This is a genomic window from Collinsella aerofaciens, assembly GCF_039836695.1.
GTDB lineage: Bacteria > Actinomycetota > Coriobacteriia > Coriobacteriales > Coriobacteriaceae > Collinsella > Collinsella aerofaciens_BD.
The window spans coordinates 112,779-126,356 of sequence record NZ_JBDPAC010000002.1 but is presented as its reverse complement, the minus strand read 5'-3'; the positions used below and the strand labels follow the sequence as shown (position 1 = coordinate 126,356).

Genomic DNA, 13,578 nt, shown 5'->3' with positions numbered 1-13,578 from the left:
GCTCTTGACAGCGGATTGGGTCATATGAGCGAGCGGGCCGCATTTGAGACAAGGTGACGCGAAACGAAAGGGCGCTGACCTTCTGGTCGCGCCCTCGAAATTGAACGTCAGATTGGCGTGAATGCGGCTCGCGCAGCGTCAAGCGGTCCGCCGTTCGGTAGAACGGCGGAACTAATTAGCTCTGGCGGTAGTGATCAAAGAAGTCGGCGAGGTCTTCGAGGGACTCTTTGAGTACTTCCATGCGCGGCAGGTACACGATGCGGAAGTGGTCGGGCTCGGCCCAGTTAAAGCCGCCGCCGCGCGTGATCAGGATCTTCTTCTCGTGCAGCAGGTCGAGGGCAAACTGCTCGTCATCGGTGATGTTGAACTTCTTCACATCCATCTTGGGGAAGATATAGAACGCCGCGCGCGGCTTGACCACCGAGATGCCATCGATCTTGCTGAGCGCCTCATACACAAAGTTGCGCTGCTCGTAGACACGACCGCCGGGGCGGATGTAGTCGTTAACCGACTGATGGCCGCCGAGCGCCGTCTGGACGATCGACTGGGCCGGCACGTTGGAGCACAGACGCATGTTAGAGAGCATGTTGACGCCCATGATGAAGTCACTCATGCAGCGCTGGTTGCCCGAAAGCACCATCCAGCCAATGCGATAGCCCGCGATCATATGCGACTTGGACAGACCGCTAAACGTAATGCAAGGCAGGTCGGGGGCGAGTGATGCAATGGAGACGTGCTCGTAGCCGTCCATGCACAGGCGGTCGTAAATCTCGTCGGCAAAAATCATGAGCTGGTGCCTGCGCGCGATCTCGACAATGCCCTCGAGCACCTCACGCGGGTAGACGGAACCCGTGGGGTTGTTGGGGTTGATGATGACGAGGGCCTTGGTCGCGCTCGTGATCTTGGACTCCATATCCTCCAGGTCGGGATACCAATCCGCCTGCTCATCGCACAGATAGTGCACGGGATGGCCGCCGGCAAGGGTTGCGCACGCCGTCCAAAGCGGATAGTCGGGGCTGGGGATCAGAATCTCGTCGCCATTGTCGAGCAGCGCGTTCATCGAAAGCTGAATGAGCTCGGACACGCCGTTGCCCGTGTAGATGTGCTCCATCTGAACGTTGGGCAGGCCCTTGATCTGCGAGTACTGCATAATCGCCTTGCGCGCAGAGAACAGACCGCGCGAGTTGGAATAGCCTTCGCAGTCGGGCAGCTGCTGGCGCATGTCCTTGATGACCTCGTCGGGCGTGCGGAAACCGAAGGGCGCCGGGTTGCCGATATTGAGCTTGAGGATGCGCTCGCCCTCGTCCTCCATACGGGCGGCCTCGTCGACGACGGGACCGCGCACGTCATACAGGACGTTATCGAGCTTGGTGGATTTAGAAAAAGTACGCATGGTGGTGCTCCTTGCAATTTGAGCTGAGGGATGGGGTTCGGGTTTGGAATCGTTGCGGGGTGATGATGCCTCGCCTTGATCGGCGTCGCCGGCAAGCAGCCAGGTAACATCGACCTCCAAAATACGGGCGAGCAGCTCGGCCACATCGCGCCGCGGGATCGTCTTGCCGCTCACATATTGGCTCATCTGACTCTTGCCGAGTTTTTTGCCGAGCATCTCCGATGCGCGGATTACGTCCGACTGGCGAACGTCGCGATCGGACATAGTCTGTCGCAGGCGATCGCTAAACGTCTCTTGGGCCACCAGAACCTCCTTGCTGGCAAAGTTCAATTTATAGAACACGAATTGAACCTGAGTTCAATTTATGCAGCAGTATAGCGCGGCGCATTATCCGAAAGTTCAATTTCACAAGAAAATGTACCGAGCCCTGAGAATTGTCCCAAAGTGGACAACAGGTACGCGCTTTTAGAGATATTCAAGGAAGCGAGCCGCCGCGAGCGAAACGTCGGCGGTGCGGTATATGGCGTTGATCTGCCGATGAGGATGTCCCTCGAGCGGGCGCACGGCAACATCGAACTGGCAGCGGCGCAAGATGAGCGCGGGAAGAATGCTCACGCCCAGGCCGTCCTCGACCATGGCCATAATCGCATAGTCATCCCAGGTCGACAGCTTGGAGCGCACCGTCAGCCCCGCCCGACGGAACAGCGGCGTAATCTCGTCGTCGCTACCACGTTCCAGCAGAATAAACTGCTCGTTGGCCAAATCGGCAAGGGAAACGACCTCCGCGGTGGCAAGCGAGGAGCCCGCTGGCACCACGGCCATCAGCTCGTCTTGTATCAACGGCCGCGACGCCATGCCGGCGCCGCGTGGCTCGCGCGGAATAAAGCCCAGGTCGCAGCGGCCTTCCGCCACCCATTGCTCAATCTCGGAGTAATCGCCCATCAGCAACTCATAATCGACGTCCGGGTGATCGGCGCGAAAGCGCGCAATCACCGGCGGCAGCACGTGGGTCGCCACGCTCGAAAACGTACCGATGCAGATCTTGCCACGCATGAGCCCTCGCATCTCGTCCACGCGTCGCTGCAGGCGGCCAAACTCTTCGCATAACGCCTCGACTGCCGGCATGACCTGCCGCCCGTCGGCAGAAAGCACCACGCCCTCGCGGCTGCGATCAAGCACCTTAAAACCCCAGTCTGCCTCAAGGTCGCCCACCATGCGGCTCACGCCCGACTGCGAATAGCTCAGGCGCTCTGCAGCACGCGTAAAGCTGCCGGCACGCACCGTCTCGAGCAGCACTTGCATCTTTTGGATATTGGTCTCCACGGCACGTCCCCACCCTTGCATGAGTTTTTGTCATGTTTTCCATGCATTATATTCGCTTTTCTTCTAAAGCCAGTTCACCCATAGTGAACATGTTCGGATATAGAGGGGATGTCAGCGCATGAACAACGGACTGTTTACGTACTTAGCAGCATTGCTATTGTTTGGCTCCAACGGCATCATCGCCGCCGCCATCGCACTGCCGAGCTCCGATATCGTGCTACTGCGCACGTTTTTGGGCGCCCTCTCGCTTGTCACTATCCTTGCCATCACCCAACGCCATAAACTGCAGGCGCCATCTCGTCCCCGCGAAGCCGCAGCACTCCTTCTCTCGGGAGCCGCGCTGGGCGCCAGCTGGATTTTTCTGTTCCGCGCCTACCAGACGATCGGCGTCGGTGTATCCTCGCTGCTGTACTACTGTGGCCCCATCATTGTCATGGCGCTCTCCCCACTCATCTTTGGTGAAAAACTGACCGGCAGCAAAATCGCCGGGTTTATCGCCGTCGCCTGCGGTGCTTTTCTCATTGCAGCACAAGGTCTAGGCGGCAATATGCCCATTGCGGGTATCGTCTGCGGTATCGCCTCGGCATTTTGCTATGCGCTGATGGTCATCGCTAGCAAGGGTGCGCCGCACATCGAAGGTCTCGAGAACTCCGCGCTCCAGGTGAGCACCGCTTTTGTGACCGCGCTGGTCCTCACGCTCATCACGCAGGGCGCTCCCTCATTCCTGTCCGCCGGTGTCGCCGCCAGCATTGATTGGCGCGCCGTCGTCATGCTCGGCGTCGTCAACACCGGACTCGGTTGTCTGCTCTACTTTAGTGCCGTCGCCAAACTGCCCGTGCAGACCGTCGCGGTCGTCGGCTACCTCGAGCCGCTTTCGGCCGTCGTGTTCTCGGCCGTCCTTTTGGGCGAAGCCATAACACCGGTCCGCCTGATGGGTGCCGCGCTTATCATCGGCGGCGCGATTTTTTGCGAACTCGCCGGCAAACGTGCAAGCGCCAAGGCTGGCATCGCCCAGACAGCGCGTGCTTAATAGCCCTGCTCTGAAATGCTACCTGCGTATATGAATAATCCCCAGATGGGGATTATTGTCTAAAACACCCCGATGTGCCAAACTGCTCTTATATGTATAAAGATGGCATAAAGGTCTACTGCTCTTGGCAGAGACCGGATGTCTAAGGGAGTCCACGTGGCACACAACAAGCTGGAGGCAAGCCTCCAAGACCAGCATAGTCAGGGCGGGCATGGCGCCATCCCCCTCTCCGCTGGCATGTTGCTCGTAACGCTCGGCGTCGTCTATGGTGACATCGGCACGAGCCCCATGTACACCATGAAATCAATCGTCGCCAACAACGGCGGCATCGGTACCGTCAGCGAGGACATGATCCTGGGCGCGCTTTCGCTCGTCATCTGGACCATGACGCTCGTGACCACGGTCAAGTACGTGGTAATCGCCATGAAGGCCGACAACCACAACGAAGGCGGCATCTTCGCCCTGTTCAGCCTCGTACGCAAGGTGGCACCATGGCTGATTCTGCCCGCCATGATCGGCGGTGCGGCACTGCTTGCCGACGGCATCCTCACCCCCGCCGTCACGGTCACCACAGCCATCGAGGGTCTGCGCACCATCGAATGGGGCCATGCGCTTTTGGGTGACGGCCAGACTAACGTCATCATTATTACCATCATCATTATCTGCGGCCTATTTGCCATGCAGCGCGCCGGTACCTCGTCGATCGGTAAGCTCTTCGGCCCGCTCATGACGCTGTGGTTCCTGTTCCTGGCGGGCGCCGGCCTGTTCAACATGCTCGGCAACCTGTCCATCTTGCGCGCGCTCAACCCCATCCGCGGCATTATGTTCCTGTTCTCGCCCATCAACCATTCGGGCATTATGGTGCTCGGCTTTGTCTTCCTGTCGACAACCGGTGCCGAGGCACTCTACTCGGACATGGGCCACGTGGGCAAGGCAAACATCTATGCATCCTGGCCATTTGTTAAGGCGGCCCTTATCCTCAACTATCTGGGTCAGGGAGCTTGGCTACTCGCCAATAACTCCAACCCCCAGATGCTCGCGATGGATATCGTTAACCCGTTCTATATGATGCTTCCCGAGCCCCTGCGCCCCTTTGCCATTGTGCTTTCGGCCGTGGCGGCCATCATCGCCTCGCAGGCGCTCATCACCGGCTCGTTCTCGCTGGTATCCGAGGCAACGCGCCTCAACCTTATGCCGCACCTGCGCATCCACTACCCCAGCGACACCAAGGGTCAGCTCTATATTCCGCTCGTCAACAACATCATGTGGGTCGGCTGCATCTTCATCGTGCTGCTGTTCCAGAACTCCGAGCGCATGGAAAGCGCCTATGGCCTCGCCATCACCGTGACCATGCTCATGACCACCACGCTGCTGACGAGCTATATCGCCGGCATCCTCAAGCACAAGCTGGGCGCCTGCATCTTTGCCCTGCTCTTTGGTGCCATTGAGCTGTGCTTCTTCGCTTCGTGCCTCACCATGTTCTTTGACGGCGGCTACGTCATGATCTTCCTGGCCGCACTGCTGTTCGGCCTTATGTATGTGTGGCGTCGCGGCACCGCCATCGAGCGCACGCAGACGATTCTGCTGCCCGTCTCCAAGTACATCGACCAGCTCAACCGCCTGCGCAATGACGAGACCTACCCCGTGCTCGCCGACAATCTGGTGTTCCTCACCAATAGCCCCGACCCGCTCACGCTCGACCGCGACGTGCTCTATTCCATCTTGGACAAGCATCCCAAGCGCGCCAAGGCATATTGGTTCATCAACGTACACGTTACCGACGAGCCCTATACGCACGAGTATTCCGTTGAGACCTTTGGCACAGACTTCCTGTTCCGCGTGCGCTTGGACCTGGGCTTTAAGGTCAATCAGCGCATCAACGCCTACCTGCGCCAGATCGTTGGCGACCTGATGGCCTCGGGTGAGTTGCCGCCGCAGCACCACACCTACTCCATCTACGAGACGCGCGGCAACGTGGGCGACTTCCGTTTTTGCATGCTGCGCAAGATGCTTGCCCCCGAAACGGACATCAACCGCAATGACCACCGCGTGATGGCCATCAAGTACGCCGTCCGCCGCGCTTGCGGAAGCCCGGCGCGCTGGTACGGTCTCGAGAACTCTGCCATCATCATCGAGTACGTGCCGCTGTTTGCCCGCATGCGCCCGGCCGTTAAGCTCGTGCGCACCCAGGTGCCGCTCGAGGTTCAGATTGAAGAGGCCGAGGAAATGGAAGTCGACATCTTCTCGGACGACTTGGTCAACGGCAACGAGGCCGGTAGGGACATGAACGTCGATCCCACCGAGCTGCTCGAGAGCGTCGCCGATACGCCCGAACAGCAACAGCTCGACGGCCTCGAAAGTGAACAACTCAACGACGCCAACTTCTAGCGACGTCACAAATCAACGAAAGCGGCCCTGCACCTCACGGGAGATGCAGGGCCGTTTTGCATTGCGGTAAAGCTATCGGCTACGAACGGCGCGGCTCGGGAACCACGAGCCTATCGGGGCTCGCGCCCTCGGCATCCATCAGGCTCACGTAGCGAATCGACGGATCCCCATACATCGCGTAGTAATAATTGCCCGTGCGCGCGCTAAAGCATCCGGTGTAGATAGTCTTCTCGAACTTGCCATCGCCCATCCTGGACGCTCCCTCGATCATCACCACGCCCTCGAGCGAGCGGAACATGCGAACGACGTTTTCGGTCTCGCTCTCCTTTTGCGGGTAATTGGCATTGAGGTACGCCGCCTTTACAAAACGGCTCGGCGAATAGCAATCGCCCGGAATGCCGCGCATGCCGGCACCGGCTCCATAGGGCTTGAGCTCGGCGCCACGCCATGTCGCCGTCTGCGGAAAATCGCTTGTGGCGGTGATATAGGTGCGCAGGTTTTCCATGTGCCACGGAAAGGTCGGCTGGTTGGCAAGGGTGTCGACCGGATCGTCGTATACATGCAGGCCGTCAGCCATCATCTCGACCACGATGCTGCGCTGGCTGTCGCCGATAATCCAATGGAGCAGCGACACGCCCAGCCCCTCTCCGGCAGATTTGGCGACAATCACCGTGTCGCGCAGCGCGGCCTCGACCTCATCGACCGTCGAGAACGTCGCTGCCACCCACAGGGGGAACTCATAGGCCGCGATATTGGTCTTGCCGTCGACAGGGTCCTCGGCATACTCGGCATAACCCGGGAAATTGAGACCCGCCACGGCGAGGCCCGCATCGTTACCGCAATCGAAAAACATGGGATAGTTCTTGTAATCGATGCACATACCGATCACCGCGTGTGCCGCCGACGCATCGTCGATAAACGAATACGGAATGTGAAACCCGCGCGGCATCACGCGAACCTGTTGGCCGTAGTCAAAGCTCCAGTCGAGGTTGCGGCCCAGATACATGTGGCCAGAATTATCGGTGAATCGAATACTCGTACACATAGCGCCTCCTAGCTTTACGTTCTTGCTAATTTCATTGTCTCCAAACAAAAAGGCGCTAAACACAAAAGCCCGGACATGACAACAATGTCATGCCCGGGCTATTCAAGCAGGATAAACTCAACCAAGTTAACCCCGCAGGTCGTCTAAGGGGTCAAAGTGCCGCAGATTGCCACGAAAGAGGAGCGAAGCGTACTTAAGGTACGCGAGCGACGATTGAGCGGCAAGGTGCGGTGCTTTGGTCCCCTTAGACCAACTTTCCAAGACAGTGGTCGATCATATGCTGGACCATCTGCGCCTCGAAGCCGACGAAGTCCTGCTTGCGCTCGCGCATCTTGCCGTCGACGATCACGTCATAAGCGACCTTGCACTTGATATAGCGCGTGGACTTGGTGACCTCCTCGTGCGTCAGGCAGCTCTCCTCCATCTTGCTGGCGCCCAGGCCAAACACCAGACGGGGGTTGTAGAGTACGTGAGGCTCGCCGGCATCGTCCAGGTAGACGCAAACCTTCTTGGTAACGCCAATCTGGTTAGCGGCAAGGCAGCCGGCATCGTCGAGCGACTTGATGGTATCGATCAGGTCCTGAGCAACCGACTCGTCCTCGACGGTCGCAACCTCGCAACGCTGGGACAGGATAGCCTCGTCGTGGCAAAGCTCTTTAATCATACGTTCCTCCATAGGGGTCGTTGTAACCGCTTAAGTATACGGTACCCACACATTTTCATGCGAAAAATACCGTCCGTCTGCTACAAAGCGCCGAACATCAACATGCGAGGAACAACAGCGTCGTAAAGGGGCTATAGTAGTTGAGTTCGTGTCAATCGGCCTAAACTCGGGGCCGAACAAGGAAAGGGTATGCATGGACGAACTTTTTCACGTCAGTGAGCGCAAGTCCACAATCGGGACCGAACTCCGCGCTGGACTGACAACATTCCTGGCGATGGCCTACATCATCGCCGTCAACCCCGCGGTGCTCTCGGGCGCTGGCATCGATGCGGGAGCGCTCGCCTGCGCCACCTGCCTGGGCGCCGGCATCATGACCATCTGCATGGGCATCTTCGCCAACCGCCCGCTCGCCTGCGCGTCGGGCTTAGGCGTCAACGCGATGATCGCCGGAATCACCACCACCGTCTGCGGCGGTGACTGGCACGTGGCCATGAGCGTCATCTTCCTCGAGGGTATCGTCATCTTGCTGCTCGTGCTTTGTGGCCTGCGCGAGGCCATCATGGACGCCATCCCGGTTGTCCTGCGTCACGCCATCTCGGTGGGTCTGGGCCTGTTCATCGCCATGATTGGCCTGTGCGATGCCGGCATTATCACCGCTGGCGCCGGTACGCTCGTCGGCCTGGGCGACATCACCTCCCCCACCTTTATCGTCGGCATCATCTCCATCGTCGTGACGGTTGCCCTAGCTTCCCGCAACGTGCCGGGCTCGCTGCTCATCGGCATCGTCGTCGCCGTCATCGCCGGTATCCCCCTAGGTGTGACCCAGGCTCCGACCGGTATCATCGCCCCGCTCGACTTCTCGAGCATCGGTGGCCCCATCGCCGACGCCGGCGGCGTGCCTGCCATCGTCAAGGTCCTTACCGACCCCGCGCTCCTCGTCATCTCGTTCTCGCTGCTCATGAGTGACTTCTTCGACACCATGGGCACCGCGATGGCCGTGGCCAAGCAGGGCGAGTTCCTCACCGACGACGGCAACGTCGAGAATATCAAGGAGATCCTGATCGTCGACTCCGCCGCCGCTGCTGTGGGCGGTTTCATGGGTGTCTCCTCCATCACCACCTTCGTCGAGTCCACTTCCGGCGCCGCCGACGGTGGCCGCACGGGCCTCACCTCCGTCACCACCGGCGTGCTGTTCATTCTCGCTGCGTTCTTCTCCCCCATCGTCACCATCGTTTCCAGCGCCGCCACCTGCGGTGCTCTGGTCTACGTCGGCTACCTCATGATGAGCGAGGCCTCCGAGATCGACTGGTCCGACGTGTCGCAGGGTTTCCCGGCGTTCATGATTGTCGCCGGCGTGCCCTTCACCTACTCCATCTCTGCCGGCATCGGCCTGGGCTTTATCGCTTACGTGGTCGTCGCGCTCTTTAAGGGCGAGGCCTCCAAGATCAAGCCGCTCATGTGGATCGCAGCCCTTGCCTTCCTCGTCTACTTCTTCGTGGCGTAACGGCATAGTCTGCTAAAACAAAACAACAAGGCGCGGAGTCGCATCGAACGGCTCCGCGCCTTTCTTTTAGCGTCTGCCCCCGTGCCAGCGTGCGACAATTGAGGCTGTCAATATCACAACACCGAGAGAAGCCTGCCTTGGAAGCGCATCATAAGCAGATAACCGTTTATTCAGAGTGTGTGGAAGGCGCGCCCGTCATCTACCTCCCCGTGGTTATGGGCGACGGTGGTGAAGTCTACGAGCGCTGCCGAGAGCTCGACTGCCCGCCGTTCACCCTTGTCGCCATTGGAGGGCTCGATTGGAATCGCGAGCTGAGCCCCTGGGAATGCGACGGAACTATACGAGATGCCGAGCCCTTTGGCGGACAGGCTGCTGGTTTTCTTGACGAGCTGTTGAAGCAGATAATCCCCCAGGCCGAATCATCGCTCCCGCAACCGCCCGCCTGGCACGGCGTTGCAGGCTACTCGTTGGCGGGTCTTTTTGCACTGTGGGCACTTTGGCAAACAGATGTCTTTGAGCGCGTGGCGAGCGCATCGGGGTCGCTGTGGTTCCCCGGCTTTATCGACTACGCGCGCGAGCGTACGATGACGGCTACGCCCGACGCCGCCTATCTGTCGCTCGGTAAAAAGGAAACCAAGACGCCCAACCGCATGATGCGGCACGTACTCGATGATACGCACGCGATGGAAGAGCTGCTTATCGAGCGTGACATTCCAACAACGCTGGAACTCAACCCCGGCAATCACTTTGCCCAAACTGACCTGCGCATGGCGCGCGGCATCCACTGGATACTGACGCATTAAAAATGGCGTCCACGCGTACATACGCATGGACGCCATTTTTTGATTTAGCTGAACACAACTACTATTCGACAGTCTCCTCGAGTTTAGATACGGCGGGCGTCGAGGATTGGGACATGGAAGTCCTTTCATGATGGAAGGGCGATCAGGCATATCGGATAACCTGCCCGAACGATACGATCCGAACCATTGTACGTGATACGCCATGTCTCGCATGCGCCGTCACCTGCAAACGGTAGCGTTACTTCCAAACGCGCTCGGCAATGCGCTTGACCAGAGCGATCTTCGCCCACTGCTCGTCCTCGGTCAGCTTGTTGCCAATCTCGCAGCTGGCAAAGCCGCACTGGGGCGACAGGTACAGATTCTCGAGCGGCACATACTTTGTGGCCTCGTGGATACGTTCGACGATAACGTCTTCGTCCTCAAGCTCAGCCGCCTTTGTAGTGACCAGTCCCAGCACCACCTTCTTGCCGGGGGCAACGTACTTGAGCGGCTCAAAGCCGCCGGCGCGGGGTGTGTCGAACTCCAGATAGAACGCATCGACATTCTCATGTGCGAACAGGTACGGCGCGATGGGGTCGTAGCCGCCCTCAAAGGCATAGGTGGAATGGTAGTTGCCGCGGCACACGTGCGTGTTGATAACCAGATCGTCGGGCTTGCCCTCGATGGCGGCGTTGTTGAGCGCCACGCCCAGCTCGCTTACCTTTTGCAGGTCGACCGGGCTCATGCCGGTCTTGGACACAAAGTCGGTATCGCAATAGATGCCCCAGGTGCAGTCATCAAACTGGATGTTGCGGCAGCCTGCTGCGTACAGGTCGGTGATCACCGTGCGATAAGCGGCCGCAATGGCGTCGGCAAGTTCCTCATCGGTCTTATAGACAGCGCGCAGGCTCTCCTGCTGGCCGTCGCAGCGATCGAGCGTGACCTCAGAGAACGTCTGGATCGGCGCCGGAATGGTCTGGCGTGCGACCTGGCCCTCCCCCTCAAGCGCCTTGACGAACTTAAAATGCTCGACGAACGGGTGGTTCTCGCCGCTAATGAGACCGGTTACCACGGCGGTGTCGGCCGTCGTCTCCTCGTCATGGAACATATAACCCGTGCGTGAGGTGCGGCGCTCAATGCCGTTAAGGCCCCACATAAAATCGAGGTGCCAGTAGCTGCGGCGGAACTCGCCATCGGTGATCACCTGCAGGCCGGCGGCCTTCTGCTTGGCCACCAAATCGCGAATGGCATCGTCCTCGACGGCCTTAAGACCGGCGGCGTCGAGTTTGCCCGCAGCGTAGTCGGTACGGGCGTCCTTCACGGCCTGCGGACGAAGAAAGCTGCCAACGATATCGGCGCGAAACGGCGCGTTTGGTTGAATCGAAGTGCTCATAGATATCTCCCTTTGCATTGGTTGCTTTACTGGGACAGAGTATGAGCGCTCATATGACCATCGTAAAATATACGTTTATAACAGTTTGATATAGATGCTTCCTATATCAGTCTGGACTGCCATAAAGAGAATTGAACCGTGCGGAGCACAGCAGTCTAGATGTGCTGACGAATTGCGTCGATATAGGCCTGCCCATAGCGCGTGAGCGTCGTATTTTTGCGCGTGATAATGCCAATCTCCATGTACTCGTCCACGTCGAGCGGAATCGAGATAATGCCGGGGCCGTTGAGCTCGTGGCTGATCACGCCCGAGCATACCGTGTAGCCGTTGAGGCCCATGACCAAATTGAACAACGTCGCACGGTCGCGCACGCGGATATTCTTGCGACGCTCGAACGTCGAGGTCAGCTCCTCGGAATAGTAAAACGAGTTGTAGCTGCCCTGCTCGTAGGACAGGAACGGGTAGTCTTCCAGATCCTCGAGCGTCACGCTGGAGCGGTCCGCCAGCGGATGGTCGGCGCAGACGAAGACATGCGGCGTGGCGCAGAAGAGCCCTTCGAACACAAGCTCGTTGGCCACCAGCATGCGCTCGATGACCTCGCGGTTGTGCTCGGACAGATATAGGATGCCCAGCTCGCTTTTCATGTGCGCGACATCCTCGATAATCTCGTGGGTCTGTTCCTCGCGTAGGGTAAAGTCGTAACGCGCGGCATCGAACTCGCGGATCACGTCGACAAACGCGTTAACGGCAAAGGAATAATGCTGGCAGCTCACACTAAAGTGCGGCACCTGCTCGGATGCGCCCTTGTACTTGCCCTCGAGTAGGTCGGCCTGGTCGAGCACCTGACGCGCGTAGCCCAAGAAGGTCTCGCCTTCCTCGGACACAATGACGCCCTTGTTGGTGCGCTCAAAGATGTGCACACCCATCTCGTTTTCGAGATCGCGGATCGACGCGGTAATCGAAGGCTGCGACACAAAGAGTCGGCGCGAGGCCTCGGTAATGCTGCCGCATTCGGCAACTTTGACGACATACCTGAGCTGCTGAAGCTTCATGGCTTTCTCCCTAGACGTTCGTGATGCCAAGACCCGCCGTGTCCATCTGACGCATAAACGGCGGCATTTCCCCCGTCGCGGCGCAGAAGGCAATCTGATGCAGAGCCCCGGCGACCGCATCGTCTGCCGCAGCGCCGATATGCCAGCGCGCGGCAGCCGTGACAGCCTCGTTGGCATTGGCGACTGCAACGGAGTTGGGAACGGCATCGATCATGGGCAGATCGTTATCGGAATCGCCAAATACGGCCACCTCGTCGGGCGTCAGGCCCAAAGCGCGCGCCAGCTCCAGCGCAGCGCAACCCTTGTCCCAACCTGCTGGAAGGATGTCAAACAGGCGCACTCGGTTGTTGGGAAACACAAGCGAGAGTTCCGGCACCTCAGCGGCAACGCGCTCGCGTAGCTCCGCGAGTCCCTCACGTGAGCGGGCACTCCAGATATTCGCCTTAAAGACCGGCGCGTCATCGACGACGGGACGGCACGGGGCCTCTTCGCCTTTGAGCCACGCGTTGCCGCCCGACCCCATGGCGCGACGAACGCGCTCGGGATCGCTCGTCACACAATAGGCATCGTTGCCCCAAAAGTCATCGCCCAGGCTATAGACTTTTAGAAATGTATCGTCGGTCTCTTGCTCCAGATAGTCGGCCAAACGCATCAGAGCATCGTTGTCGATTGCACGCGAAGCGACTACTTCGCCGTCGACAAACATCACCTGGCCGTTACAGAACGCACCGGTCGAAAAACACTCGGAACGGTTTTTGAACATCCAGCCCATCGCGGACGGCTGACGGCCCGAAACCGGGCCAAAGTGCAGACCCGCCGCCTGCATGGCATGAATGCCCTCGATGGCGTAGTCGCTAGCGCCGTCATGCCCGGCTGGAATCAGCGTATCGTCCATATCGGTCAGCACAAGTTTAATCATAAGGCCCCCATTCGTATCGGTCCTACCTATTGTAACGACCTGCCAAAATAAACCTGTCCCTTTTTGGCAGGTGCGCTAGTATAGG

General features: G+C 58.9%; 11 protein-coding genes. 4 read left to right on the top strand and 7 right to left on the bottom strand.

Features of this window, described 5'->3' with window-relative positions; translation table 11 throughout:
• Nucleotides 1–175: 175 nt before the first annotated feature.
• Nucleotides 176–1,657, bottom strand: a complete 1,482-nt coding sequence (locus tag ABG996_RS01820) for an aminotransferase class I/II-fold pyridoxal phosphate-dependent enzyme (protein ID WP_347478272.1) — start codon at nt 1,655–1,657, stop codon at nt 176–178.
• A 201-nt stretch (nt 1,658–1,858) separates the two neighbouring features.
• Complete coding sequence (locus ABG996_RS01815) at nt 1,859–2,716, bottom strand: LysR family transcriptional regulator (RefSeq protein ID WP_347478223.1); 858 nt, start codon at nt 2,714–2,716, stop codon at nt 1,859–1,861.
• A 118-nt stretch (nt 2,717–2,834) separates the two neighbouring features.
• Here ABG996_RS01815 and ABG996_RS01810 point away from each other — a divergent pair, with 118 nt between their 5' ends.
• On the top strand, nt 2,835–3,746 hold the full coding sequence (locus ABG996_RS01810) for a DMT family transporter (protein WP_347478222.1): 912 nt from the start codon (nt 2,835–2,837) through the stop codon (nt 3,744–3,746).
• 138 nt (nt 3,747–3,884) lie between these two features.
• Complete coding sequence (locus ABG996_RS01805) at nt 3,885–6,134, top strand: KUP/HAK/KT family potassium transporter (protein ID WP_347478221.1); 2,250 nt, start codon at nt 3,885–3,887, stop codon at nt 6,132–6,134.
• A 79-nt stretch (nt 6,135–6,213) separates the two neighbouring features.
• On the opposite strand, the gene bsh is transcribed toward ABG996_RS01805, so the two are convergent.
• Both bsh and ABG996_RS01795 read right to left on the bottom strand, forming a co-directional pair.
• Nucleotides 6,214–7,179, bottom strand: coding sequence for a choloylglycine hydrolase (gene bsh / locus ABG996_RS01800; RefSeq protein ID WP_195521339.1), 966 nt, complete (start codon nt 7,177–7,179; stop codon nt 6,214–6,216).
• A 244-nt stretch (nt 7,180–7,423) separates the two neighbouring features.
• Nucleotides 7,424–7,843, bottom strand: a complete 420-nt coding sequence (locus ABG996_RS01795) for a peptide deformylase (protein WP_138375320.1) — start codon at nt 7,841–7,843, stop codon at nt 7,424–7,426.
• A gap of 193 nt (nt 7,844–8,036) precedes the next feature.
• Here ABG996_RS01795 and ABG996_RS01790 point away from each other — a divergent pair, with 193 nt between their 5' ends.
• Both ABG996_RS01790 and ABG996_RS01785 read left to right on the top strand, forming a co-directional pair.
• Complete coding sequence (locus ABG996_RS01790) at nt 8,037–9,347, top strand: NCS2 family permease (RefSeq protein WP_347478220.1); 1,311 nt, start codon at nt 8,037–8,039, stop codon at nt 9,345–9,347.
• Nucleotides 9,348–9,484: 137 nt separating this feature from the next.
• Nucleotides 9,485–10,150, top strand: coding sequence for an alpha/beta hydrolase (locus tag ABG996_RS01785; protein WP_347478219.1), 666 nt, complete (start codon nt 9,485–9,487; stop codon nt 10,148–10,150).
• 238 nt (nt 10,151–10,388) lie between these two features.
• On the opposite strand, the gene ABG996_RS01780 is transcribed toward ABG996_RS01785, so the two are convergent.
• The 3 genes from ABG996_RS01780 to ABG996_RS01770 all read right to left on the bottom strand — a co-directional run bounded on the left by ABG996_RS01780 (nt 10,389) and on the right by ABG996_RS01770 (nt 13,493).
• Nucleotides 10,389–11,522: a 5-methyltetrahydropteroyltriglutamate--homocysteine S-methyltransferase gene (locus ABG996_RS01780; RefSeq protein WP_347478218.1), complete on the bottom strand. Its 1,134-nt coding sequence runs from the start codon at nt 11,520–11,522 to the stop codon at nt 10,389–10,391.
• A gap of 155 nt (nt 11,523–11,677) precedes the next feature.
• A complete protein-coding gene (locus ABG996_RS01775; RefSeq protein WP_347478217.1) occupies nt 11,678–12,574 on the bottom strand; it encodes a LysR family transcriptional regulator in 897 nt (298 codons plus the stop codon).
• A 10-nt stretch (nt 12,575–12,584) separates the two neighbouring features.
• On the bottom strand, nt 12,585–13,493 hold the full coding sequence (locus ABG996_RS01770) for an HAD-IIB family hydrolase (RefSeq protein WP_347478216.1): 909 nt from the start codon (nt 13,491–13,493) through the stop codon (nt 12,585–12,587).
• Between the last annotated feature and the right edge of the window lie 85 nt (nt 13,494–13,578).

Coding starts and splice junctions, on each gene's coding strand:
- ABG996_RS01770 (WP_347478216.1), bottom strand. CDS start 13,493: ATGATTAAACTTGTGCTGACCGATATGGACGATACGCTGATTCCAGCC.
- ABG996_RS01780 (WP_347478218.1), bottom strand. CDS start 11,522: ATGAGCACTTCGATTCAACCAAACGCGCCGTTTCGCGCCGATATCGTT.
- ABG996_RS01795 (WP_138375320.1), bottom strand. CDS start 7,843: ATGATTAAAGAGCTTTGCCACGACGAGGCTATCCTGTCCCAGCGTTGC.
- ABG996_RS01790 (WP_347478220.1), top strand. CDS start 8,037: ATGGACGAACTTTTTCACGTCAGTGAGCGCAAGTCCACAATCGGGACC.
- ABG996_RS01805 (WP_347478221.1), top strand. CDS start 3,885: ATGTCTAAGGGAGTCCACGTGGCACACAACAAGCTGGAGGCAAGCCTC.
- ABG996_RS01775 (WP_347478217.1), bottom strand. CDS start 12,574: ATGAAGCTTCAGCAGCTCAGGTATGTCGTCAAAGTTGCCGAATGCGGC.
- bsh (WP_195521339.1), bottom strand. CDS start 7,179: ATGTGTACGAGTATTCGATTCACCGATAATTCTGGCCACATGTATCTG.
- ABG996_RS01810 (WP_347478222.1), top strand. CDS start 2,835: ATGAACAACGGACTGTTTACGTACTTAGCAGCATTGCTATTGTTTGGC.
- ABG996_RS01820 (WP_347478272.1), bottom strand. CDS start 1,657: ATGTCCGATCGCGACGTTCGCCAGTCGGACGTAATCCGCGCATCGGAG.